Genomic DNA, 23926 nt, shown 5'->3' on the forward strand with positions numbered 1-23926 from the left:
CGTCAGCTATCTGTCCATCAGTACGTCAGCTGCGAGGTTTCGATCCGGCACCGGGTTCCCGCAGATCCTGTGCAGAGCGCCACTCACTGCTGACGCATCCGCCTCGACAGGGCAGACTGTCGGGGGCGATACCGGCGATATCGATGAGAACGGCGACACGAAGCGGTACGAGCAGGGGGAAGCCATGGGCCGTGGGGACGGGTCCCTCACGCAGCAGGCGGGCGATCCGGAGCAGAGCGCTCCGGAACAAGCGGGCGGCAGCCTGCGGTTCAGCGTGCTCGGACCCGTACGCGCCTGGGGCGGCGACGGGGAGGCACTCCCCTCCGGCTCGCCGCAGCAGCGGGCCCTCCTCGCCGCGCTGCTGATGCGCGAGGGGCGCACGGCCACGGCGGCCGAGCTGATCGACGCGATCTGGGGCGAGGAACCGCCGTCGCAGGCACTGGCGGCGGTGCGGACCTATGCGTCCCGGCTCCGCAAGGCGATGGGCGCCGGGGCGCTGGTCAGCGAGTCCGGGGGCTACGCGATCCGCACCCCGTCGGACACACTCGACCTCCATGTCGCCCAGGAACTCGTCGCCGAGGCCGAGAAGGCACGGGCCGGCGGCGACCGCTGCCAGGCACGGGTACTCATCAACAAGGCGCTGGGCCTGTGGGACGGCGAGGCGCTCGCGTCCGTTCCCGGCCCCTACGCCGAGTCCCAGCGAGTACGCCTGGAGGAGTGGCGACTCCAACTCCTCGAGACGCGGCTGGAGATGGACCTGGACGTCGGCTGCCACGCGGAGGCGGTGTCCGAGCTCACCGCCCTGACGGCCGCGCATCCGCTGCGCGAGCGCCTGCGTGAGCTGCTGATGCTGGCGCTGTACCGCAGCGGACGGCAGGCAGAGGCACTGGCGGTGTACGCGGACACCCGGCGGCTGCTCGCCGAGGAGCTCGGTGTGGACCCGCGGCCCGAGCTGTCCCGGCTGCAGCAGCGGATCCTGCAGGCGGACGAAGAGCTGGCCCGGCCCGCCGAGCAGCCGGCTCCGGCTGCCTCAGGAGTCACCAGGCCGGCCCAACTGCCCGCCACCGTCCCGGACTTCACCGGCCGCGCATCCTTCGTACGGGAGCTGAGCGAGCAACTCGCCACGGCCGAGGGGTCCGTGATGGCGCTCTCCGCGCTCGCGGGCATCGGCGGCGTCGGCAAGACGACCCTCGCCGTGCACGTCGCCCACCACGCGCGGCCGCAGTTTCCGGACGGGCAGCTGTACGTCGACCTCCAGGGCGCCGGGCCCCGGCACGCCGAACCGGAGGCGGTCCTCGGGGCGTTCCTGCGGGCGCTCGGCACGGCCGACTCGGCGATCCCCGACTCGCTGGACGAGCGGGCGGCGCTGTACCGCTCCACGCTCGACGGCCGCCGTGTCCTGGTCCTGCTGGACAACGCCCGCGACGCGGCGCAGGTCAGGCCGCTGCTGCCTGGCACGGCGGGCTGTGCGGCACTGGTCACCAGCCGTATCCGCATGGTCGATCTGGCCGGTGCACATCTGGTGGACCTGGATGTGATGTCCCCGGAGGAGGCACTGCAGCTCTTCACCCGGATCGTGGGTGAAGAGCGGGTCTCGGCCGAACGGGACGCGGCCCTCGACGTGGTCGCGGCCTGCGGCTTCCTGCCGCTGGCGATCCGTATCGCGGCTTCCCGGCTCGCGGCCCGCCGCACCTGGACGGTCTCGGTACTCGCGGCCAAGCTCGCCGACGAGCGGCGGCGGCTCGACGAACTCCAGGCCGGCGACCTCGCGGTCAAGGCCACCTTCGAACTCGGCTACGGGCAGCTGGAGCCGACCCAGGCCCGTGCGTTCCGCCTGCTGGGCCTCGCCGACGGCCCGGACATCTCGCTGGCGGCTGCCGCGGCCGTACTGGACCTCCCGCTGCACGACGCGGAGGACCTGCTGGAGGCCCTCGTCGACACCTCCCTGCTGGAGTCGGCCGCTCCGGGGCGCTACCGCTTCCACGATCTGGTACGGCTCTACGCGCGTGCATGCGCTGGGGTCCCCCATGCCGAAGGCCGGGGAAGGGACGAGCAGCAGGCGGAGGAGCGGGAGGCGGCGCTGTCGCGGCTGCTGGACTTCTATCTGGCGACGGCGGCGCGGGTGTACGCCATCGAACGGCCCGGAGACCGGCTCGTGGCCCATCTGGCGGCCACGACGTACGAGGGGCTCACCTTCGCCGACCGGCAGCAGGCCTTGGACTGGTTGTACGCGGAGGCGAACTGCCTGCTGGCATGCGCACGACAGTCACTGGTGGGGGAGCGGCTGCGGCGGGCCGTCGACCTGCTCTGGGCGGCGAAGGACCTAGGCGAGAGCGGCGCCAACTCCAAGCAGTACGCGACGGTCGCGCTCGCCGCCCGCGATGCAGCCCGGTCGGCCGGCGACCGCCTCGCCGAAGGACGCGCCCGTACGACCCTCACCAACGTCCATCTGGTGGCGGGCCGTTACGCCGACGCCGAGGAGGAGGCACGCGCCGCGCGGGCCCTGGCGGAGGCGACCGGCGATGCGGCGCCGGTGTACTGGGCGGACAACGACCGCGGGATCATCGCCGCGAGCCGGGGCCACTACGAGCAGGCGGAGGCACATCTGCTCAAAGCCGCGGAAGGCTCCCGGGCCGACGGCAATCTGCCGGGAACAGCGAGCGCGTTCTCCAATCTCTCCCGCGTGCACCAGCTGCTCGGCCGCACCGACAGCGCCATCGAACTCGCCCAGCAGGGCGTGGAGCTCTACGCCGAATCGGGGCCGACGATACGCCTGGCCAACGCCCGCTACGCGCTCGGCGTCGCCCTCACCCAGGCGGGCCGTCATGCCGAGGCCCTGGAGCGGCTCTCCGAGGCGCTGGAGGCCTTCGCGAAGGACCGCCAGCGCCTGTGGGAAGGAGCGACCCACTACCGCGTCGCGCAGGCCCACCTCCAGGACCAGCGCCCCGCACAAGCGGCGCAACACGCCGAGCAAGCCCTGGCGAAAGGATGCATCGGCGGTGACAAGATGCGAGGCAATGTCCTGAAGACGCTGGGCAAGGCGCTGTACGCCCTCGGCCAGACGGACCGCGCCCGCGCCTGCTGGCGTGAGGCCCTCAGCCTGTACGAGCAGGTGGGGGCCGAGGAGGCCGAGGAGGTACGGGCCCTGCTCGCACCCCTCGCGGCCGCATGAGCCCGGGCTGACAAGGACGTTCAGCATTTGTTTATGCCCGCCAGGCACTCTGTACTCAACGGTCCGTCGGGTCGGGGGACAGACGGTAACCGGGAGCTCATCGTTAGGGTGAGCGTTCCAGGAAACGCCCGTTCGGGGACCCTCGGGGGAGTCACCGAGCGGGCGTTCCCGATTCGACGCCGACATTCAGGGAGTTGACGACGATGAGCGACACGAACAAGAGCGAAGACATCACGACCATGGGCGACAACCACATGCCCACCCCGCCCAAGGACGGCCCGCTCACGACCACGGGCGACAACCACATGCCCGCTCCGCCGGCGGACGGCGGCATCACCACCATGGGCGACAACCACATGCCCACCCCGCCCAAGGACGGCCCGCTCACGACCATGGGGGACAACCACATGCCCACCCCGCCGCCCAAGAAGTGATCTGAAGCCACCTCATCGACGGGGTGCGGCCGCGGCGGCGCGGAGGGGGAGCCGCCGCGGCCGCAACATGCCCGCACCCGGCACCGGGCACGACACCGAGCATGACGAATCGAGCAGGAGACATGACCCGCACCCAGCGCATCATCGCCATAGCCGCCGTCGCGGCAGCCGCCGCAGCCCTCGCGGCCGGGGTGGCAGCGCCCGCCATGGCAGGGGACAACCACACCCCCGCCCCGCCGCAGCGCGCCGCCGAGGAGGACGCGAGCACGCCACGGAACGGCGTGTCCGGCTGACGGCTGTGCGGGCGCTCGCGAGGGCCGGTCCCGCCGAGCGAATGGGGCACCAGAGCCACGCACCACGACGGGGGACGGCCGCGGCGGCGCGGAGGGGGAGCCGCCGCGGCCGCGGGAGTGTGGACGCGCTCGGCAAACGAGGATCAGCCCATCGGTGAACCGACGGGCTGAGACAACTGGCGGCGGATCAGCCGGTCATCGGATCAGGCCGATGGGGGAGGCCGGCTGGAGCGAAAGCCCTGAGAGCCGTCGCAGGCCGGAGGCCGGCACCCGTGGGGGTGCCGGCCTCCGGTCTTCAGGGGCGTACCGAGCGGGTCAGTGCTGTTTGACGAACACGCCGGCCGATTTCTTGCCCGCCGAGCTCGACGAGTCCGCCGAGCAGGAATTCTTCTCCGCCTCGGTCATCTTGCGGCTCTTGACGACCACCGCGTTGCTCTTGCCGTCCGTGCCGTTCGGGGCCGGGCCGGTGACGGTGTCGTCCCAGAACCAGTAGTAGTGGTCCCACTTGGGGTTGTCGTAGTGCGTCTGCCAGGTGCCGGAGACCTGCTGCATCACCTGGGCCCGGGATATCCAGCCGACCTCTCCTGGCTGCACCGTCATGTTCAGGGAGCTGCTCTCCGTGTGCGTGCTGGTCCAGGTGTGGTTGTAGGACGCCGTCACGCTCAGGTCGATGATGCCCGCGATGTTCCCTCCCGCCGTGACCGAGACTCCCACCGAGTCGGTGGCGCCGACCGCGTCGGACCATGTCATCGACTGGGTCGCGGCGGACGTGCTGCAGTTGTAGAGCGAGTCGGAGACCTGGCGGAAGTCTCCGAGGTATGCCTCGCCGAGCTTGGGATCGTTGAACGTGCACTTGCCGAGGCCCGACTCGCAGTCGGCGCGGAGGAGTTCGCGGGTCGGGCCGTCGTCCGCCTCCGCGGTGGCGGTTGTCGTCGCGACGATTCCCAGGGTTGCCGTCGCAATGGCCAGTGCACGGGCGCCCCGACGCAGGGCATGACTGATCGTCATTCTGGTGCCTTTCACACTCTGTGGGGAGTCGGTGAACCACGCCGCTGCGCCCGGATTCGGGCGCGCAGACCGAGGCGCATTCACCGCCTACAGACGCGAGACTGTCCTAGCCATCACCTCAACCACACCAAGAATAAGCAAAGTTGTGGTTGATTGCGAAACAGAACTTTCCGGTAACCGGAGCAAAGGCGAACAAGGCGGAAAAGCCCTCGGGTGAGACCGACGAGTAACCAGTGTCGTGTGCGAAGAACAGTGGCCCCGCACGTCTCAAATCCTGGAATTCCAGGGACCTTTCGCGCGGATCGGAGCGGGAGCACCCCGGTGGCTTCTGACGGCAGAGGCCCGCTACCGCCTGGCCCGCAGTTCCCTCTTCAGCACCTTTCCGCTCGCGTTGCGCGGCAGCTCCGCCACGAACTCCACCGACCTCGGCACCTTGTAGTTCGCCATCTCCCGCCGTGACCACGCGATCAGGTCGTCCGACGTGAGCGTCGAGCCCGCGCGCCGGACCACGTACGCCTTGCCGACTTCACCCAGCCGACCGTCCGGGACGCCGATCACCGCCACGTCCGCGATGTCGGGGTGCAGGCCTAGCAGTTGCTCGACCTCGGCCGGATAGGCGTTGAATCCGCCCACGATGAACATGTCCTTGATCCGGTCGGTGATCCGCAGATTGCCCGCCTCGTCCAGAACACCCACGTCACCGGTGTGCAGCCAGCCGTCCGCGTCGACGACCTCGGACGTTCCCTCCGGATCCTCGAAGTAACCGCTCATGACGTTGTGGCCGCGGACCAGGATCTCGCCCGGTTCGCCAGGACCGGCCGACACGACTCGGACCTCCGTGTCCGGGATCGCACGGCCCGAAGTGGCGGCGATGGTTTCGGGGGCGTCCCCGCGGCGGCACATGGTGACGATGCCCGACGCCTCGGACAGGCCGTACGCCGTGAGCACGGTCGCGATGCGCAGTTCGCCGCGCAGCCGCTCGACGAGTCGCAGCGGCACGACGGCGGCGCCCGTGACGACGAGCCGCAGCGCCGTCAGGTCGTGGGCGTCCCGGGCGGGATGGTCGAGCAGCGACTGGTGCAGGGTCGGCGGTCCGGGCAGCACCGAGATGCGTTCGGAGGCGATGTTCGCGAGGACCGTGTCCACGTTGAAGACCGGCTGCGGCACCATGGTCGCGCCGCGCATCAGACAGGCGATGATGCCCGCCTTGTAGCCGAAGGTGTGGAAGAACGGGTTCACGATCAGATAGCGGTCGCCCGCGCGCAGCCCCGCCAGCTCGCTCCAGATCGCGTAGCAGCGCAGGGTCTGGGCGTGGGTGATCACCGCACCCTTGGGGCGGCCCGTCGTCCCCGAGGTGAAGATGATGTCCGAGGGAGAGGACGAGGCCACGGCGTCGGCGCGGGCCCGTACCGTGTGCGCCGGCACCCCGTCCCCGCCGGCCAGGAATTCCTTCCAGGTCAGGAAGTCCTCGGGCGCGCTGTCCGCAAGCACCACCACCTTCTTCAGACAGGGCAGTTCGACGTCCGCGCGCCGCAGGGACGCCACGTATGACGTCCCGAGGAACGTGCCGGTGATGAAGAGCAGTTTCGCGCGGGACCGCTCCAGCACGTATGCGGCCTCGGTGCCCTTGAACCGGGTGTTCAGGGGGACGAGCACCGCTCCGGCCGAGACCGCGCCGAGTGCGCTGACGATCCAGTCGAGCGTGTTCGGCGCCCACACCGCGACCCGGTCGCCCGGTTCCACGCCCGCCGCGATGCATGCGGCGGCGGCCCGCTCGACGCGCGCGCCGAGTTCGGCGTACGAGACCCGGGTGCGCCCTTCGACCACGGCCTCCCGGTCCGCGTACCGTTCCGCGGCGCTCCGCACCAGCCTCGGGACGGATATCCACTCCAGGTCGCCGCGCATCGCCGCTCCTCCCGCCGTCGCCGTACACCAGCAGCCATAGCTGACTACCCGTCAGATTAGCTGTACGCTCCCCCGCATGGCGACCCTCAAGGACGCGACAGCGATAGCCGGAATAGGACAGACACCCTTCGCGAAACACCTCCCCGAATCCGAGAAGACCCTGGCCTGCCGGGCCATCCTCGCCGCTCTCGACGACGCGGGCATCACGCCCGGCGAGGTCGACGGCTTCGCCTCCTACACGATGGAGGAGACCGACGAGGTCGAGGTCGCCAAGGCCATCGGCGCGGGCGACATCACCTTCTTCAGCAAGGTGGGGTACGGCGGCGGCGGATCCTGTGCCACCGTCGCCCATCTCGCCGCCGCCATCGCCACCGGACAGGCGAGCGTCGGGGTGGCCTGGCGGTCGCGCAAACGCGGCTCGGGCCCGAGACCCTGGAAGAACACCGCCGTACAGCTGCCCACTCCCGGACAGTGGACCCGGCCCTTCGGACTGCTGCGGCCCGCCGACGAGATCGGCATGCTGGCCCGGCGCTATATGCACGAGTACGGCGCCACCCGCGACCACCTCTTCAACGTCGCTCTCGCCTGCCGCAACCGCGCCAACCAGAACCCGGCGGCGATCATGTACGAACGGCCGCTGACCCGCGAGATGTACATGACCGCGCGCTGGATCAGCGAACCGCTCTGCCTCTTCGACAACTGCCTGGAGACGGACGGCGCGCTGGCCTGTGTCATCGTGTCCGCCGAGCGGGCCCGGGACTGCCGCCGCAAGCCCGTCTACCTCCACTCCGTCGCCCAGGGCCTGCCCGCCCAGCACCACGGCATGGTCAACTACTGGAACGCCGATCCGCTCACCGGACCCGCCTGGACGGCTGCCCGGCAGCTGTGGAAGACGGCGGACTTCGGCCCGCAGGACGTGGACGTCGCCCAGATCTACGACGCCTTCACCCCGCTGATCCCGCTGTCCCTGGAGGGCTACGGCTTCTGCGGACGGGGCGAAGGCGCCGCGTACACCGAGGGCGGCGCTCTGGAGATCGGCGGACGGCTGCCGATGAACACCGGCGGCGGCGGGCTCAGCGAGGCGTACGTCCATGGCTTCAACCTCATCAACGAGGGCGTGAAGCAACTGCGTGGCACTTCCACCGCACAAGTGCCGGACGCGGCGACCTGTCTGGTGACGGCGGGCGAGGGCGTCCCGACCTCGGCCTTGCTTCTGAGAAGCTGAACAGAGGAGTTGAGCTGACAGATGACGGATTCCGACCGTGGATATCTGACACCCGTCAAGGACGAGGACGGCGCGCCCTTCTGGGAATACACCGCCCGCGGTGAACTGCGCGTCCAGGCCTGCGTCTCCTGCGGCGAGCTGCGCTTTCCGCCACGCCCCTGCTGCCCGCACTGCCAGTCGTTCGACAGCCTCTGGCAGCCGATGAGCGGGCGTGGCCGGATCTGGTCGTACGTACTCCCCCACCCGCCCCTCCTGTCCCCCTACGCCGAACAGGCCCCGTACAACGCCGTGATCGTCGAACTCGCCGACGCCCCGCACATCCGACTCGTCGGCAATGTGGTGGCCGGCCCGGACGATGCGCTGGACTCGGTCGACCCCGCGCGACTGCGCATCGGGGCCCCGGTGCGCGTGGCCTTCACCGAGCTCGCCGACGGAACGACCGTGCCGCGGTGGCTCCTGGAGCGCTCATGAGCATCCGGGTGGAGACGGACAAGGACAGCGGCGTGGCCGTCGTCACCCTCGACCGGCCCGCCAGACACAACGCGATCGATCTGGCGATGGCGGACGAACTCACCAGAGTGTGGCGGGAGTTCCGCTTCGACGACACGGTACGGGCAGCGGTGGTGACGGGCGCCGGGACGCGTGCCTTCTGCACCGGGATCGACCGCGGTGCCGAGGTGCCGCAGCCCTCGTCGCCGTACTCGATCGACGACCCCCTGCTCACGATCGGCCCCAAGGCCAACGACCTGTGGAAGCCGGTGATCGCCGCCGTGCGCGGGCTGGCCTGCGGCGGGGCGTTCTATCTGCTGGGCGAGGCGGAGTTCGTGATCGCGGCGGAGGACGCGCAGTTCTTCGATCCGCACACGTCCTACGGGATGGTGAGCGCCTACGAGTCGGTCCACATGGCGATGAGGATGCCGTTCGGGGAGGTCGCCCGCATGGCGCTGATGGGGACGGCCGAGCGGATGTCGGCGCGGCGAGCCTACGAGACGGGTCTGGTCAGCGAGGTGACGGCGCCCGGTGACGAGGTGTCCGCCGCGATACGCTGCGCCGCCGTCATCGCCTCGTACCCGACGGAGGCCGTGCAGGGGACGGTGCGGGCGGTGTGGTCGGCGAAGGAGGCCGCCCGGACGCAGGCACTCGCCCAGGCCCCGCATCTGATCGCGCTCGGGAATCTGCCGGCACAGCGGCAGGCGGAGCTGTTCGCGAACAGACGGGGCGGGGACGGGTACCGGGTGCGCTGACCGCGGCCCCCCGGACGGGACCTACGGCGTGGAGACGGTGCGGGTGGCGCTGACGACCGAGCACTTCCTGAGGTCGGTCGCCTTGCCGGAGCCGCTGTAGTCGGCGGTCACGGTCTCGTGGTGGTTCTCGGACGTCCGCACCGTCACGTTCTCCATGCTCACCAGCAGCGGCTTGCCGCCCGGGTCTCCCTCGAACCGCAGCTTGACGTCGTAGGTCTGATCCAGCGCGGACGCGTTCGAGATGTAGAGGTGGCCCCTGAGGTTCGTCCGGTCGGGGGCGACGGAGCAGTACTTGAACTCCACCTCACGCATGGCGTCGACCGGGCGGGTGTCGACCGCCGTGGGGCTTGCCGTGGCCTGGCCGCCGGACGCCGATCCACCGCCGCTGCCGCCGTCGTCGTCATCGTCGTGGTGATGGGTGCTGCCACCGTTGCCGTAGCCACCGCCACTGGAACTGCTCGAGCTGCTGGAGCTGTGGTCGTTGTCGCAGCCGCCGCCGCGCGAACCGCGAGCGCCGGTGAGGGCGATGAGGGCGATGCCGAAGACGGCGATCGCACGGACATGGCGCAACTTCACGTTCAACCCCCCGTTGAAAGTGCGAGCATGGCGAAAACACGTCAGGGACTGCTTTGACGGGCGCACGTCACCATACAGGCCGACCGTCCCGATCAGGCCATGGGCAGTCGCAGACACCCACCACCGCGCGTAGCGTCTGGTGCGAGAGGAGGCCGGGAATGGTGCGCAACGTCATCGGCTCGGTGCTCGCTCTCGCCGGAGCGGCGGCGGCCGTCCTGAGTCCGTTCCGGATCTGGTACGACGGCCGCCTCGGCAGCGACTACCGGGTCCAGGACCTCTTCCTTGGGATCACCGATGCCGCGGCGGGCTCCGTCACGGTGTCGATCCTGCTGCCGTACGCCTTCGCGGCGCTGGTGACACTCGTCGGGGTGCTGCTGCGGTCCCGGCTGCTCGTGGCACTGGCCGGGCTGATCGTGCTGGGCTTCACGGTGCTGTGGGCGGTGCGCCAGGGGCAGGCGGTCGGCAGTCTGACGATCGGCGGTCGCGGGCCGCGCCTGGAGGACGGGGTGGCCTGCGCCTTCGGGGGCGGTGTGCTTCTGCTGCTGGCCTCCGCCGTGATGAGCGGACGCGCCCCCAGGGTCCGGACCGTCGACGATGCCGCACCCGGGTACGGGGAGCCGTCCTGGTACGGGGAGCCCGCCTATCCGCCCGCGGAGTACGAGCCACGCTCGTACGGGTCCACCCGGAACCAGCCCCCGTACGAGGAGCCGTATCCGCCCGGCGAGGGCGAGCCCGGCATCTCCCCCTGGCCGACCGGCTCCGAGGACACCCAGCGCCTGCCGACGACGGACCCCACCGAACCCCGTCGGCCCCGCCGTGACCCCTATGGAGCAGACCCGGCCCAGGACCCCTTCCGGCCGCAGGATCCGCACGGTCCACGGAACCCGTACCGCAATCCCTACCGGTGGCGCGGCACCGACCCGGACGGGGAGGACGGGCAGCAGCGGTAGCCGCTGCCCGGAGTTCCTACAGGCCTGACCGCCCTTACGGTGTCCGACCAGCCCTTACGCTTACGGTGTCCCCGACGCGCCCCGGCCCGTCGCCGTGCCCTTGACCGCGTCCAGGGCGTACACACAGCGGTCCTTGGAGCAGGCGTACACCACACCGGCCCGCACCACGGGCGAACCCGTGATCTCGCCCCCGGTCGCCAGCTTCCAGCGCAGCTGGCCCCCGCTCGCGTCCAGCGTGTACAGCACATGGTCGGCGGAGCCGAAGTGGACCCTGCCGTCCGCGACCACCGGTGTGCCGATGACCTCGCCGCCCGCCGCGAACCGCCACTTGGGGGTGCCGGTGACCGCGTCCAGCGTGTACAGGGCGCTGCCGCTGCCGACGTGGACGTTGCCGTTGGCCACGAGGACGGGCTCGATCGCCACACGGGACTCGGTCGCGATCCGCCAGCGGTCCTTGCCGGTCGTGGCGTCGATCGCGTACACCGTGCCGAGGTAGTCGGCGAGATACACCCCGCCGCCTGTCACCGCGGGCCCCGGTGCGAAGGACGGCGGCGAGAGGAAGACGGCGGGCGCCTCGAAGTGCCAGCGGACATGGCCGCTCGCGGTGTCGATGCACAGCACCCGGGTGCCGGCCGCGACATAGGTGCATCCGTCCGGTGCCTGGTTCACCCGGACCGGTACGCCTCCGCAGGAAGCGGCGTCCCCGACCGGGTACGACCAGCGTTCCGTACCGCTGCGGGCATCAAGGGCCTGCAGCCGGGCGTTGCGCCAGACGTAGACGGTGTCGTCGGCGAGCGCGGGTCCTGCCTCGGACGTCTCGAAGTCGGTCTGGGCGCCGGTGATCTCCCACAGCTTCTCGCCGTTGGACGCCTCCCAGCCCTGGACGCCGCCGCCCCGGGTTCCGGTGACGACGGTGCCCCGGCCGGCCTTGAGGGAGTACACCCAGGCGTCGGTCCCCAGCCGCCACAGCTCGCTGCCGTTCGTCGCGTCGAGGGCGTAGAGCGTGGGTCCGTCGGAGGCGTGGATACGGCCGCCCGCGAGGGCCATCGACCAGGCCACGTCACGTGTCTTGAACTGGCGCCGGCCGCTGGCCACGTCGAGGGCGTGCACCTCGAAGGAGGTGACGTAGAGCAGCTCGCCGTCCACGACAGGAGTGCCCCAGACGTCGTTCGACATCCGGAACCGCCAGGGCCGCCAGCGCGCCGGGCCGCTCGGGGGCGCCGTGGTGGGGGCCGGGGTGGGGGCGGGCATGGCGTTGGTGGAGGCGTCGCCGCCCGGGGCGCGGACCCAGCCGGTGGCGTGGCCCGCGTCGGCGATGATGGCTGCGCGGGTGTCGGCCACCCGCGGACCGGGGCCGATCGGGACCCTGGCGCCGGCGAGGCGCACGGGACCGTCGGATGCGTGCCGGGGGTGCGGGGCGGTGCCGGGGCGGGCCTGTCCGGTGCGGGGGTCACTGCCGCCGCGCCGGGTCGTGTCCCGGTCGGAGCCCGCATCGGGCGCGCGGTCCGGCTTCGGGGGCACGTGGTGCGGCTCGTGGCGGCGGCCGCCGTTGCCTGCCGCGGCCGGGCCCGGTCCCCCGGATTGCGTGGTGCGTCCGCCTCGGCGCTGCTCGATCATCGACACGGCTCTGGTGGGCAGCCACGCCGACGCCGTGCCGCTGTCGTCGTCGCCTCCGGACGAGAACAGATGCGGCGCCAGCTGCGCCTGCAGATCCTCCGGGCTGGGCCGGCGGCCCGCCTCCATCTGCATGCACGACTCGATCAGCGGCCGCAGCTCGTCCGGCAGCCCCTCGAGGTCGGGTCCTTCACGCAGCAGCATGAAGACGGTCTCGACCGGGTTGGCGCCGTGGAAGGGCGGGTGTCCGGTGGCGGCGAACACCAGGGTCGACCCAAGCGAGAAGACATCGCTGGCGCCGGTGACGCTGCGCGAGTCGCGTGCCTGCTCGGGTGACATGTACGCGGGGGTGCCGACGGCGACGTTGGTCATGGTCAGCCGGGTGTTGGAGACCCCCGAGGCGATACCGAAGTCGATCACCCGGGGGCCGTCCTCGACGACCAGGACGTTCGAGGGTTTCAGATCGCGGTGCACGAGCCCTGCGCCGTGGATCGACTGCAGGGCCTCGGCGATGCCGGCCGCGAGCCAGCGCACCGCCTGGGCCGGGAGCGGCCCGCACTCGTTCACTATTTCTTCGAGGGAAGGCGCGGGAACGTAGGCGGTGGCGAGCCACGGCACGGCGGCACGCGGGTCGGCGTCCACCACGGCCGCGGTGTAGAAGCCGGAGACCGCCCGGGCCGCCTCGACCTCACGCGTGAAGCGGACGCGGAACAGCTGGTCCTCCGCGAGTTCCGTGCGCACCGTCTTGATCGCCACACGCCGGCCGGACGCCGAGCGTGCGAGATAGACCAGCCCCATGCCGCCGGCGCCGAGCCGTGCGAGCACCTCGAAGGGGCCGATACGCCTCGGGTCGTGCTGCGTCAGCTGCTCCACTTCGCCTGCCACCTCCCCGTACGGGCCATGTAGGTACGGCCCCGTCGCTCCCTGATTGTTCCTGCCTGGCGGCGTGGTTGCGAACCGGGGGGCGTTCCGGGGTGTCTCAGGTTATTTTGGCGCCTCGCCCCGCTGTTTTTCCGGCGTCTGCGACGTCTCCGTCTTCCCGGACTTCTCCGACTCCTCACGGTCCCGGTCGGGGGCCTGGTCCGGGGCCTGGTCCGGGGCTTTGTCAGGAGCTTTGTCAGGAGCTTTGTCAGGGGCCTCGTCCTGGCCGGGGGCCTGGCCGTTCCGTCCGGACTGCCCGGTTCGCTCGCCCTGGCCGGCCTGACCGTTCCCTTCGTCCTGTCCGGCCTCCCCCGCTCGCCCGGCTTGCCCGGCCTGTCCGGAGCCCCTGGCAGGTCCGGGACCTCTTTCCGGTCCCGCGTGCCGCGGTTCGGCGAGCACCGCGAAGGAGGCGCCCTGGTTGTCCGTGAGCACCGCCATCCGTCCGTACGGGATATCGAAGGGGGGCGCCGTGATCCGTCCGCCGAGTCCCGTCACCGTTTCGACCGTCCGGTCGCAGTCCGCCACGGCGAAGTAGACGAGGAAGTGGCCGGGCATCTCCGCGGGGAACGCCTCGGTGATCACGCTGCGGCCGCCGATCGCGGTGTCCTCGCCCGCCTCCGTACCGGCGGGGGACCACATCAGGTAGTCGATCGTCTCGTCGGGCAGTGCCGTGCCCTGGAAGCCGAAGACCTCGGCGTAGAAGCGGTCGACCGCTTCTTTCTCCCTCGTGTAGACCTCGGTCCAGCAGAACGAGCCCGGCACTCCCTGGATCTCGAAGCCGCTGTGCGCGTCCTGCTGCCAGATGCCGAAGACCGCGCCCCCGGGGTCCGCGGCCAGCGCCCCGATACCGGAGGGCCCCACCGGCATCGGCGTCATGATGACCTGGCCCCCGGCGTCCTGGATCCTCGCCGCGGTCCTGGTGGCGTTCTCGGTGGAGAAGTAGATGCCCCAGGTCGTGGGCATACGGCCGTCCCGCTTGGGTACGAGCGCCGCGACACGCTTCCCGTCGAGGAAGGCCTCGGTGTAGTGGCCGTACCGCTCGGCCGCGTCCTTCTCGCCCTCCCGGCCCCCCTCGCCCTTCCCGTCCCTCTCGTCCCTGCCGTACGTCCAGCCGAAGAGCTCGCCGTAGAAGCGCTTGCCCGCCTCGAGATCGGGCAGCTGGGCGTCGGCCCAGCAGGGCATGCCCTCCGTGAATCCGGCCATGGCCCGGTCCCTTCCTCACCACAGAGTGTGACTCCAGTCACAGTGAAGCGGAGGACCGTGGGCACCGCACGCAGGAGTGGGCTGTTCGTTGGGTTGTCCACGGAAGTTATCCACAGGCTGTTGATAACACCATTGCTCCGTTCGAGGGACGCACCCCATTTGCAGTCGGCCGAATCGCGCGCCGATCACCCCTCGGTAAGCTGACGGCATGACAGGACAAGTACGCACCGTCGACGGCCGCGTGGCCGGACGACGCGGACAGGCGACGCGGCAGAAGCTGCTCGACTGCCTCAGCGAGATGCTCAGCTCCTCGCCGTACCGGGACGTCAAGGTCATCGACGTGGCCCGCAAGGCGGGTACTTCACCCGCCACCTTCTACCAGTACTTCCCCGACGTGGAGGGCGCCGTCCTCGAGATCGCGGAGGAAATGGCCAGCGAGGGCGCCGGGTTGACCGACCTGGCGGCCGGCCGCTCCTGGGTGGGCAAGGCCGCCTGGCAGAACGCCGAGGAACTGGTCGAGGGATTCCTCGACTTCTGGCGCAAGCACGATGCGATCCTGCGCGTCGTGGACCTCGGCGCCGCCGAGGGGGACAAACGGTTCTACAAGATCCGGATGAAGATCCTGACCTCGGTCACCAACTCCCTTGCGGACGCGGTGAAGGAGCTCCAGTCCAAGGGCAGGGTCGACAAGGACGTGAGCCCGGCGGCGGTCGCCGGTTCACTGGTCGCGATGCTCGCCTCGGTCGCGTCGCACCAGAAGGGCTTCCAGACCTGGGGCGTCAAGCAGGCCGAACTCAGGCCGAACCTGGCGCTGTTGGTGCATCTGGGCATCACCGGTCGCAAGCCCGCCAAGTAGCGAACGGGACGCGATCCGGCGCGCCGCGACGCCACGTCCTGTCACACAGCGGCGCGCCCGTACCCCGTGCCCGCCTGCGTCAGAGGGTCCCCGTCCGCTTGCCCGCGGCGATGTCCTTGTCCGCGGCGATGTCGGCCGTGCTCTTCCGCGCGCCCGGGAGTCCCCGCCCGGCTCCCCGGCTCACGCTGCCGTCAGCGGCGCACCAGACGGAAGAGCCGGATCTCGCGTTCCACCCGCGCCTGGTACGCCGCGTACGGCGGCCAGAAGGCAAGGGCTGCCCGCCAGGCCCCGTCACGCTCGGGCCCGGTGAGCAGGTGCGCGCGCACCGGTATGTCCTCGCCCTTCCAGCTGACCTCCGCATCGGGATGTGCCAGCAGATTGGCCGTCCAGGCAGGATGCGCGTCCCGGCCGAAGTTGGAACCGACGAGGATCCAACTCCCCGATGACTCCTCCGGCATACAGGCGAGCGGAGTACGCCGCGCCAGTCCGCTCTTCGCGCCACGCGAGGTGAGGATCACCCCGGGCAGCATCTGGGCACTGAGCAGGACCTTTCCCCGGGTGAGCCGATGAACGGCCCGGTCCATCGGCGGGATGATGCGGGGGGCGGCTCTGGCGAAGGCACGGGTCGACGACACCTTCTGGACCAGCTTCCGCATCAGCCCGCGCTCCCGCTTGCCGCCCATTCGGACCCCCTCATCTCGCCCTGTCCTCCCCGGTCATCGCCTGTCGTCCCCGACTGGTCCCGGTGGTTCCTGTTTGCCCCTGGTTGACCCTGGTTGCCCCCGGTCAACGGGCGCCCGCCGTCTCCCGGGCGAACAGCCCCGCCGACCGTGCGGCACGCTCCCGCAGCCGGTGCACGGGGCCGAAGAGCAGCTCGTCGGACGCGGCGCGTTTGAAGAAGTGATGTGCCTCGTGCTCCCAGGTGAAACCGATACCACCGTGCAACTGGATGGCCTCGCCGGCCACGGCGCGAAGTGCCTCGAGGCCCTGGGCGAGGGCGAGCCCCCCGGCGTCCGGGTCCCACGCGGCGTAGTAGGCCGCGGAACGTGCCGCCTCCACGCGCACATACAGATCGGCGAGCCGGTGCTTGACGGCCTGGAAGGAGCCGATGGGCCGGCCGAACTGCTCGCGTTCCTTGACGTGGGCGACCGTGCGTTCCAGGGCCGATGCCGCCGCCCCGACGGCCTCGGCCGCGAGCAGACCCGCGACGGTACGGCCCGTGGCGGCGAGCGCGGCGGTCACCCCGGCGGCACGGTCCGCTCCGAGCAACTCCGCCGGTGTGTCACGGAGTTCGATACGGCCCTGCGGCCTGGTCTCGTCGAGAGCGGTCCAGCGGGTGCGGGTGAGGCCGTGTGCGCCGTCGGCCCGTACGAGGAAGAGGAGGGTGCGGGCCCGGGCGAAGCCGCCGGTGTGGGCGGCGACGAGGAGCAGTCCGGCACCGTGCCCGTCGAGGACCTGGTCGGTCTCGCCGTACAGCAGCCAGCCCCCGCCGTCGGGCACGGGCCTCGCCTGCACACCTCCGGACCTGCCGCCGCCCGCCCACAGGCCGTCCCCGAGGTCACCGGTGAGCCCGAGCGCGGCGGCGAGGGTTTCGCCCGGCACGGCGAGGGTTGCGGTGAGCGAACCGCCGGCGAGTGCGGGCAGCAGCTCCGCACGCTGCTCCTCGCCGGCAAGCGCGGCGATCAGCGGTGCGGCCAGCCCGGCGGTGGCGAGCAGCGGCGAGGGCACCAGGGCCCGCCCGGCCTCCTCGAAGGCGAGCGCGAGTTCCACGGGCCCGCCGCCGACGCCCCCGCACACCTCGGGCAGGGCGAGGCCGGGCAGCCCGAGCTCCGACGCGAGCCGCGCCCACAGTGCGGGGTCGTATCCGAGGCCGTGTTCCGACGGGCCCGGAGGGGCCCCTCTCGACAGCGCCTCGCGCAGGGTGCGGCGGATGGCGGACTGCTCCGGGGTGAAGGCGGCGTCCATGGGATCGGCTCCCCTCCGTAACTGACGAGGCGTCATGTTAGGGCGGGCGCCGCCAGAATCACAGGTCCGCGCTCGGCAAACCTGACCGGGCCGCCCACGGAGCCCTCCGCGGATCCCATAGATCTGATGTACCGTCAGATTCATGCCCGTCAGTCAGCGCACACCTCGCACCCGCCGCAAGGTCGCCGTCGTCGGCATATCGCTGTCCGACTGCGGCCGTGTCGACGGCCCCACCGCCTACGCCCTGCACGCCCAGGCCGCCCGTCGCGCCCTGGCCGACTCCGGACTCGACCGGAGTGTCATCGACGGCTTCTGCTCCGCGGGGCTCGGCACACTCGCCCCCGTCGACGTCGCCGGCTACCTGGGACTCCGGCCCACCTGGGTCGACTCGACGTCGGTGGGCGGTGCCACCTGGGAGGTCATGGCCGCGCACGCCGCGGACGCGATCGCCGCCGGCCACGCCAACGCCGTGCTCCTCGTCTACGGTTCCACCGCCCGCGCCGACATCCGCGCCGGGCGCCGCACGTCCAATCTCTCCTTCGGCAGCCACGGACCACTCCAGTTCGAGGTGCCGTACGGCCACACCCTGGTCGCCAAGTACGCGATGGCCGCACGCCGCCATATGCACGAGTACGGCACCACCCTCGAGCAGCTGGCGGAGGTCGCCGTCCAGGCCCGGGCCAACGCCGCGCACAACCCGGAGGCGATGTTCCGCGATCCGATCACCGTGGACGAGGTCCTGTCCGGGCCCGTGATCGCCGATCCGTTCACCAAGCTGCACTGCTGCATCCGCAGCGACGGCGGCTGCGCGGTGCTGCTGGCGGCGGAGGACTACGTGCCGGACACGGCGAGGGCCCCGGTGTGGATCCTCGGCACGGGCGAGCACGTCTCGCACACCGCGATGTCGGACTGGGACGATTTCACGGTCTCCCCGGCGGCGGTGAGCGGACGGCTGGCCTTCGAGCGGGCCGGGATCCGGCCCCAGGACGTCGACATCGCCGAGATCTACGACGCGTTCACCTATATGACCCTCGTGACGCTGGAGGACCTCGGCTTCTGTGCGAAGGGCGAGGGTGGTGCGTTCGTGGAGAAGGGGCGGCTGCGGCTCGACGGTGAGCTGCCGGTGAACACCGACGGTGGTGGTCTGTCCGCCTGCCATCCGGGGATGCGCGGTCTGTTCCTGCTCGTCGAAGCGGTGCGGCAACTGCGCGGGGAGGCCGGGAGCCACCAGGTGCGGCGCACTGACGGGAGCCTTCCGGAGCTGGCGGTGGCCTCGGGGACGGGTGGCTGGTTCTGCTCGGCGGGGACGGTCGTGCTGGCCCGCTGAGCCCACCGCCGGCCCCTGCACCTCTCGTTCGTCCACGGCTTGTTCCTCCACGGCTTGTTCGCCCACCGCACCCACGTGTGTCACAGCGGCCACGCCCCGCCCGGCTGCCACAGTGGAGGGAGAACTGACGAAGAGCCGTAGATGCGTGCGAAGGAGACTCCGGTGGCCCTGTCCCGAGCAGAACGCGAACAGTTCCTGGCCGAGCCCCATGTCGCGGCCCTGTCCGTGGCCGGCGAAGAGGGACGGGGGCCGCTCACGGTGCCCGTCTGGTACCAGTACGAACCCGGGGGCGACATCTGGGTCCTGACCGGGCTGGACTCCCGCAAGCACCGGCTGATCACCGCCGCGGGACGCTTCACGCTGATGATCGACCGGCTCGAGCCCACGATCCGCTATGTCTCCGTGGAGGGTTCGGTGACCCGGACCTCCCCCGGCACCCATGAGGTCCTCCGGGAGATCTCGGCCCGCTACCTCCCGGCGGAGAAGGTCGACGCCTACGTCGAGTTCGCCGAGAAGAACCACGGCGAGTCCATCGTGATCCACATGCACCCGGAGCACTGGCTGTCGTCGGATCTCGGCTCCCTGTGAAGATCTCCTCATGAACCACGAGGACACGGGTACGAGCACGGGCACGGGTACGGGCGGCGGAGGTGGCGAGGGCGGCGACAGCGAGGCGTTCCACGAGCTCCTGCGGACCCTGCGGGTGTGGGACACCGAACTGCCCGCCTTCGCCCCGGACACCGCCCCCGGCGAGCCCCTGCCGCTCTTCCGCAGCTGGTTCACCGAGGCCGCGGCAGCCGGGCAGCCCGAGCCGCACACGATGACCCTCGCCACCGTGGACGAGCACGGCCACCCGGATCTGCGGACGCTGATGCTGCACGACGCCGACGAGCGCGGCTGGCACTTCGCCTCGCACTCCACCAGTGCGAAGGGCCGCCAGCTCGCGGCGCTCCCGCAGGCCGCCCTGGGCTTCTACTGGCCCGCCCAGGGCCGGCAGATCCGTATCCGGGGCCGGGTGGTGACCGGTACGCCCGAGGATGCCTACGCCGACCTCCACGCCCGCTCCACGGGCGCCCTGGCCGCCGCGCTCGTCGGCCACCAGAGCGAAGTGCTCGGCTCCTACGACGAGTTGCTCAGGGCGAGCGAAGCGGCGTGGGAGCGGGCGAGTGCCGAGCCGGACGCGATGGCCGGGACCTGGACGGTGTACGTGCTGGAGCCTTCCGAGGTGGAGTTCTTCCAGGGCGACGCGCGACGCAGACACCTGCGTCTGCGCTATCGGCTACAAGGCGACTCCTGGGTAAGGGAGTTGCTCTGGCCTTAGGGTCTGGCCGCAGGGTCGCCGGCACGGCTGCGCACCCTGACTGGTTAAGACGTCAAAAAGTCGATCACGGTTGTACGTCCCGGGGACCAGACCGCCCCGGGCCGTCCATCCGCGGTGGGAGGCCATCCCGGCCCACCGGGGGATTCGCCCCAACTGCCTTGTGCGCGAGGGTCAGTGCGTCATGTCCGCACTGATCCTTAAGGACCTTCCCCACGTGCGAAGCCGACGAATAGCCCCGGTACTGGCAGCCAGCGCCGTCGCCACCCTGGTTCCCGCGCTCGCCCCGGCCACGGCCGCCGCCGCCGAGAACCCCCTGGCCCAGTACCTCGACCAGAAGCCGTCGTGGCACCGCTGCGACGAGTCCCAGACGGCCGACTACCAGTGCGCCACGATCAAGGTGCCACTCGACTACGGCCGCCCCGGCGGCAAGAAGCTCGACCTCGCGATATCGAGGGTGAAGACGAGCACCAAGAAGGACCACCGCGGTGTGCTCCTGCGCAATCCCGGTGGCCCGGGCGCTTCGGGTCTCGAGGGGTCGGCGATCATGGCGAATCAGCTGCCGGAGTCGGTGAAGAAGCAGTTCGACCTGGTCGGCTTCGACCCGCGCGGTGTCGGCCAGAGCTCTCCCGTGAGCTGCGGTCTGACGTCCGAGGAGCAGAGCTGGCAGCGTCCCTACAACGAGAAGACGTTCGCCAAGGACGTGACGTGGGCGCGGACCTTCGCCGAGAAGTGTGATGCCAAGCAGGGCGACAGGCTGCGCCACATCACCACCCGCAACACCGCCCGCGACATGGACGTGATCCGCGCGGTGCTCGGCGAGAAGAAGATCTCGTACCTCGGCTACTCGTACGGCACCAACCTCGGGTCCGTCTACATGCAGATGTTCCCCGGGAACGCCGACCGGTTCGTGCTGGACAGCGCGGTCGACCCGGCCCGGGTCTGGCGGGGCATGCTGCAGGTCTGGGCGGAGGGCGCCGAGCCCGCGTTCACCAACTGGACCAAGTGGACCGCCGCGCGGCACTCGGAGTTCGGGCTGGGCAAGACCCCTGCGGCCGTCAGCAAGACCTTCTGGGACCTGGTCGCCCAGGCCGACCGCAAGCCGATCGACGACGGCAGCGGTGTGCCGATGAACGGAGACGACATCCGTCTCCAGATGCGCGGGATCTTCTTCAACGCGGAATACGCCGCCAATACGGTGAGGGATCTGAAGAAGGCCGCCAAGGGCGAGAAGACCACCCCGGCCCCCACCCGCGAGGCCGGGAAGCCGCAGCGCTCGATCCCGCAGACCTTCGGCCGGGCCGCTGACCCGGTCACCACTCCCGAGGACAACCAGACCGCCGCCTTCTGGTCCATCCTCTGTGCCGACACCCGCGCCTGGCCGCGCGACCCGGAGCAGTATCGCCGCGACGCGATCGCGGACAGGAAGAAGTACCCGGTCTACGGCGACTTCGGCTCCAACATCAAGCCGTGCGCGTTCTGGAAGAAGGAGGGCACCGAACCCGTCACCACCATCGACAACAAGGTCGGCGCCCTCATCCTCCAGAACGAGTGGGACTCCCAGACGCCGCTGATGAGCGGTCAGGGCCTGCACCGGGCCCTGAAGGGCTCGAAGATGGTCACGGTCGCCGGGGGTATCGGCCACGGCATCTACGGCAACGAGTCGTGCGCCGACGAGACCGCCACGGCCTACCTCACCACCGGCAAGCTCCCGGCCAAGGACATCACCTGCAAGGCGGAGCCCGAGACCGGGGGCGGTGACGGCGCCAACCCGACGCGCTCAGGTATCCCGGGCATGGCAAGCCGCTTCTGAACCCCGCACGGCTGACATGAGATGACAGGGGGCCTGCTGCCGATTCCTCCGGCGGCAGGCCCCACTGCACGGTAGAGCCGGTCGCGGGCGTACGACTGAGGGACCATCGTCGTGCCGGTCCGTACGCCTGTGGTCTGAAGCGATTCCGACCCGCCGACGGATTCGCCCAACTGCCTTGCACGAAAGGGTAAGTGCGTCACATCCGCACTGATCCCAAAGGACCTCCCCCACGTGCGAAGCCGACGAATAGCTCCGGTACTGGCAGCAAGTGTCGTCGCCACCCTGGTTCCCGCGCTCGCCCCGGCCACGGCCGCCGCAGCCGAGAACCCCCTGGCGGAATACCTGCGGCAGAAGCCCTCGTGGCACCAATGCGACAAGGACCTGACGGCCGCCTACCAGTGCGCCACGATCAAGGTGCCACTCGACTACGGCCGCCCGAGCGGCAAGAAGCTCGACCTCGCGATATCGAGGATGAAGACGAGCAGCAAGAAGGAGCGCCGCGGTGTGCTCCTGCTCAACCCCGGGGGCCCGGGCGGTACGGGCATCGAGATGCCGCCGATCGCCTCGGCCCAGTTCCCGAAGGCCGTGACGTCGAAGTACGACCTCGTCGGGTTCGACCCGCGCGGTGTCGGCCAGAGCTCTCCCGTCAGCTGCGGTCTGACCACCGACGAGCAGAACTGGCAGCGCCCCTACAAGGCCGCCACGTTCGCCAAGGACGTGAAGTGGGCCCGCACCTTCGCCGAGAAGTGCGACAAGAAGCTGGGCGACAAGCTGCGCCACATCACCACCCGCAACACCGCCCGCGACATGGACGTGATCCGCGCGGTGCTCGGCGAGAAGAAGATCTCGTACCTCGGCTACTCGTACGGCACCTACCTCGGGTCCGTCTACATGCAGATGTTCCCGAAGAACGTCGACCGGTTCGTGCTGGACAGCTCCGTGGACCCGGCACGGGTCTGGCGCGGGATGATCCAGGTCTGGGCGGAGGGGACCGAGCCCGCGTTCGCCAACTGGACCAAGTGGGCCGCCAAGCGGAATTCGACGTACAAGCTGGGCAAGACTCCGGCCGCGGTCTCCAAGACCTTCTGGGATCTGGTCGCCCGGGCCGACCGCAAGCCGATCGACGACGGCAGCGGCCAGCCGATGAACGGGGACGACATCCGCGCCTCCCTGCGCCAGATGTTCTTCAACCCGCAAGTCGCCGCCGAGACGGTCAGGGACCTGAAGAAGGCCGCCGACGGAAAGAAGCCCTCGGCGCCCACCCGCGAGTCCGGGAAGCCCGCGCGCCCGGCCCCGCCGTCCTTCGGCCCGGCCGCCGACCCGGTCACGACTCCCGAGGACAACATGGACGCGAGCTTCTGGTCCGTCGTCTGCGGCGACACGCGCGCCTGGCCGCGCGACCCGGAGCAGTACCGCCGCGACGCGATCGCGGACAAGAAGAAGTACCCGATCTACGGCGACTTCGGCTCCAGCATCAAGCCGTGCGCGTTCTGGAAGAAGGACGGCAGCGAGCCCGCCACCACGATCGACAACAAGATCGGTGCGCTCATCCTCCAGAACGAGTGGGATTCCCAGACGCCGGTGGTCAGCGGCCAGGGCCTGCACCGCGCCCTGAAGGGCTCGAAGATGGTCACGGTCGCCGGGGGTATCGGCCACGGCATCTACGGCAACAAGTCGTGCGCCGACAAGACGGCCACGGCGTACCTGACCACCGGCAAGCTCCCGGCGAAGGACATCACCTGCAAGGCCACGCCGCCGCCGGCAGGTGAGCGCAGCGACGCCAACCCGGCACCCTCGGGCATCCCGGGCATGGTCGGCCGCTTCTGAACCCCGCACGGCTGACATGAGTTGACAGGGGGCCTGCTGCCGATTCCTCCGGCAGCGGGCCCCAGTTGCTCTGGCAGGCCGACCGAGCCAAGCGAGCCAACTACGTAAGACGGGAATGAGCGGGTCGTCGGTGTACGACTGAGGGACCATCTTGTCGCCCCGGTTCCGTACATCCACAGACGGGCATGCTTTCTGTCCTGCCGACGGATTCGCCCAACTGCGGTGCACGAAAGGGTAGGTGCGTCACACCCGCACTGATCCCTAAGGACCTTCCC

The 23926-nt window shown here is 70.5% G+C and carries 20 protein-coding genes; 13 read left to right on the forward strand and 7 right to left on the reverse strand.

Translation table 11 applies throughout. From position 1 onward, the window contains the following. Positions 1-184 precede the first annotated feature (184 nt). The 3 genes from afsR to ACTWOL_RS16215 all read left to right on the forward strand — a co-directional run bounded on the left by afsR (position 185) and on the right by ACTWOL_RS16215 (position 3899). Positions 185-3172 carry an SARP-family global regulator AfsR gene (gene afsR, locus ACTWOL_RS16205; protein ID WP_474297419.1) on the forward strand — a complete coding sequence of 996 codons (2988 nt, stop codon included), beginning with the start codon at positions 185-187 and terminating at the stop codon, positions 3170-3172. 203 nt (positions 3173-3375) lie between these two features. Then, positions 3376-3606 (forward strand): hypothetical protein, encoded by a 231-nt coding sequence (locus tag ACTWOL_RS16210; protein ID WP_474297420.1) that lies wholly within the window; start codon positions 3376-3378, stop codon positions 3604-3606. Positions 3607-3728: 122 nt separating this feature from the next. Next, complete coding sequence (locus tag ACTWOL_RS16215) at positions 3729-3899, forward strand: hypothetical protein (protein ID WP_474297421.1); 171 nt, start codon at positions 3729-3731, stop codon at positions 3897-3899. A gap of 315 nt (positions 3900-4214) precedes the next feature. Here the strand turns inward: ACTWOL_RS16215 and ACTWOL_RS16220 are convergent, their stop codons facing one another. Continuing rightward, positions 4215-4907 carry a hypothetical protein gene (locus tag ACTWOL_RS16220; protein WP_474297422.1) on the reverse strand — a complete coding sequence of 231 codons (693 nt, stop codon included), beginning with the start codon at positions 4905-4907 and terminating at the stop codon, positions 4215-4217. Between the two features lie 345 nt (positions 4908-5252). Then, complete coding sequence (locus tag ACTWOL_RS16225) at positions 5253-6812, reverse strand: FadD3 family acyl-CoA ligase (RefSeq protein ID WP_474297423.1); 1560 nt, start codon at positions 6810-6812, stop codon at positions 5253-5255. A 76-nt stretch (positions 6813-6888) separates the two neighbouring features. Between ACTWOL_RS16225 and ACTWOL_RS16230 the strand changes: the two genes are divergently transcribed. The 3 genes from ACTWOL_RS16230 to ACTWOL_RS16240 are packed head-to-tail and all read left to right on the forward strand — an operon-like array spanning position 6889 to position 9281. Further along, positions 6889-8037, forward strand: a complete 1149-nt coding sequence (locus tag ACTWOL_RS16230) for a lipid-transfer protein (RefSeq protein WP_474297424.1) — start codon at positions 6889-6891, stop codon at positions 8035-8037. Positions 8038-8058: 21 nt separating this feature from the next. Beyond that, positions 8059-8508, forward strand: a complete 450-nt coding sequence (locus ACTWOL_RS16235) for a Zn-ribbon domain-containing OB-fold protein (RefSeq protein ID WP_474297425.1) — start codon at positions 8059-8061, stop codon at positions 8506-8508. Then, positions 8505-9281, forward strand: a complete 777-nt coding sequence (locus ACTWOL_RS16240; protein WP_474297426.1) for an enoyl-CoA hydratase/isomerase family protein — start codon at positions 8505-8507, stop codon at positions 9279-9281. Before ACTWOL_RS16235 ends, ACTWOL_RS16240 begins: the two co-directional genes overlap by 4 nt. Before the next feature lie 21 nt (positions 9282-9302). On the opposite strand, the gene ACTWOL_RS16245 is transcribed toward ACTWOL_RS16240, so the two are convergent. Then, complete coding sequence (locus tag ACTWOL_RS16245; RefSeq protein ID WP_474297427.1) at positions 9303-9857, reverse strand: hypothetical protein; 555 nt, start codon at positions 9855-9857, stop codon at positions 9303-9305. 158 nt (positions 9858-10015) lie between these two features. Here ACTWOL_RS16245 and ACTWOL_RS16250 point away from each other — a divergent pair, with 158 nt between their 5' ends. Beyond that, complete coding sequence (locus ACTWOL_RS16250; protein WP_474297428.1) at positions 10016-10807, forward strand: hypothetical protein; 792 nt, start codon at positions 10016-10018, stop codon at positions 10805-10807. A gap of 60 nt (positions 10808-10867) precedes the next feature. Here the strand turns inward: ACTWOL_RS16250 and afsK are convergent, their stop codons facing one another. Next, complete coding sequence (gene afsK, locus ACTWOL_RS16255) at positions 10868-13294, reverse strand: protein serine/threonine kinase AfsK (RefSeq protein ID WP_474297429.1); 2427 nt, start codon at positions 13292-13294, stop codon at positions 10868-10870. Positions 13295-13405: 111 nt separating this feature from the next. Beyond that, positions 13406-14545, reverse strand: a complete 1140-nt coding sequence (kbpA, locus tag ACTWOL_RS16260; protein WP_474297430.1) for an AfsK-binding protein KbpA — start codon at positions 14543-14545, stop codon at positions 13406-13408. A 208-nt stretch (positions 14546-14753) separates the two neighbouring features. On the opposite strand from kbpA, the gene ACTWOL_RS16265 reads away from it, so the two are divergent. Next, complete coding sequence (locus ACTWOL_RS16265; RefSeq protein WP_474297431.1) at positions 14754-15401, forward strand: TetR family transcriptional regulator; 648 nt, start codon at positions 14754-14756, stop codon at positions 15399-15401. 191 nt (positions 15402-15592) lie between these two features. Here the strand turns inward: ACTWOL_RS16265 and ACTWOL_RS16270 are convergent, their stop codons facing one another. Then, positions 15593-16084 (reverse strand): nitroreductase family deazaflavin-dependent oxidoreductase, encoded by a 492-nt coding sequence (locus tag ACTWOL_RS16270; protein WP_474297432.1) that lies wholly within the window; start codon positions 16082-16084, stop codon positions 15593-15595. Positions 16085-16187: 103 nt separating this feature from the next. Next, positions 16188-17366 carry an acyl-CoA dehydrogenase family protein gene (locus ACTWOL_RS16275; RefSeq protein ID WP_474297433.1) on the reverse strand — a complete coding sequence of 393 codons (1179 nt, stop codon included), beginning with the start codon at positions 17364-17366 and terminating at the stop codon, positions 16188-16190. A gap of 142 nt (positions 17367-17508) precedes the next feature. Between ACTWOL_RS16275 and ACTWOL_RS16280 the strand changes: the two genes are divergently transcribed. The 5 genes from ACTWOL_RS16280 (at position 17509) to ACTWOL_RS16300 (ending at position 23651) form a co-directional block, all read left to right on the forward strand. Continuing rightward, positions 17509-18693, forward strand: a complete 1185-nt coding sequence (locus ACTWOL_RS16280; protein ID WP_474297434.1) for a thiolase C-terminal domain-containing protein — start codon at positions 17509-17511, stop codon at positions 18691-18693. A 162-nt stretch (positions 18694-18855) separates the two neighbouring features. Further along, complete coding sequence (locus ACTWOL_RS16285; RefSeq protein ID WP_474297435.1) at positions 18856-19281, forward strand: pyridoxamine 5'-phosphate oxidase family protein; 426 nt, start codon at positions 18856-18858, stop codon at positions 19279-19281. Positions 19282-19291: 10 nt separating this feature from the next. Next, positions 19292-20014, forward strand: a complete 723-nt coding sequence (locus ACTWOL_RS16290) for a pyridoxine/pyridoxamine 5'-phosphate oxidase (RefSeq protein WP_474297436.1) — start codon at positions 19292-19294, stop codon at positions 20012-20014. A 214-nt stretch (positions 20015-20228) separates the two neighbouring features. Beyond that, positions 20229-21824 carry an alpha/beta hydrolase gene (locus ACTWOL_RS16295; protein ID WP_474297437.1) on the forward strand — a complete coding sequence of 532 codons (1596 nt, stop codon included), beginning with the start codon at positions 20229-20231 and terminating at the stop codon, positions 21822-21824. Positions 21825-22055: 231 nt separating this feature from the next. After that, positions 22056-23651 (forward strand): alpha/beta hydrolase, encoded by a 1596-nt coding sequence (locus ACTWOL_RS16300; RefSeq protein WP_474297438.1) that lies wholly within the window; start codon positions 22056-22058, stop codon positions 23649-23651. The last annotated feature ends 275 nt before the right edge of the window (positions 23652-23926 follow it).

The sequence above is a fragment of the Micromonospora sp. IBHARD003 genome (assembly GCF_056106285.1).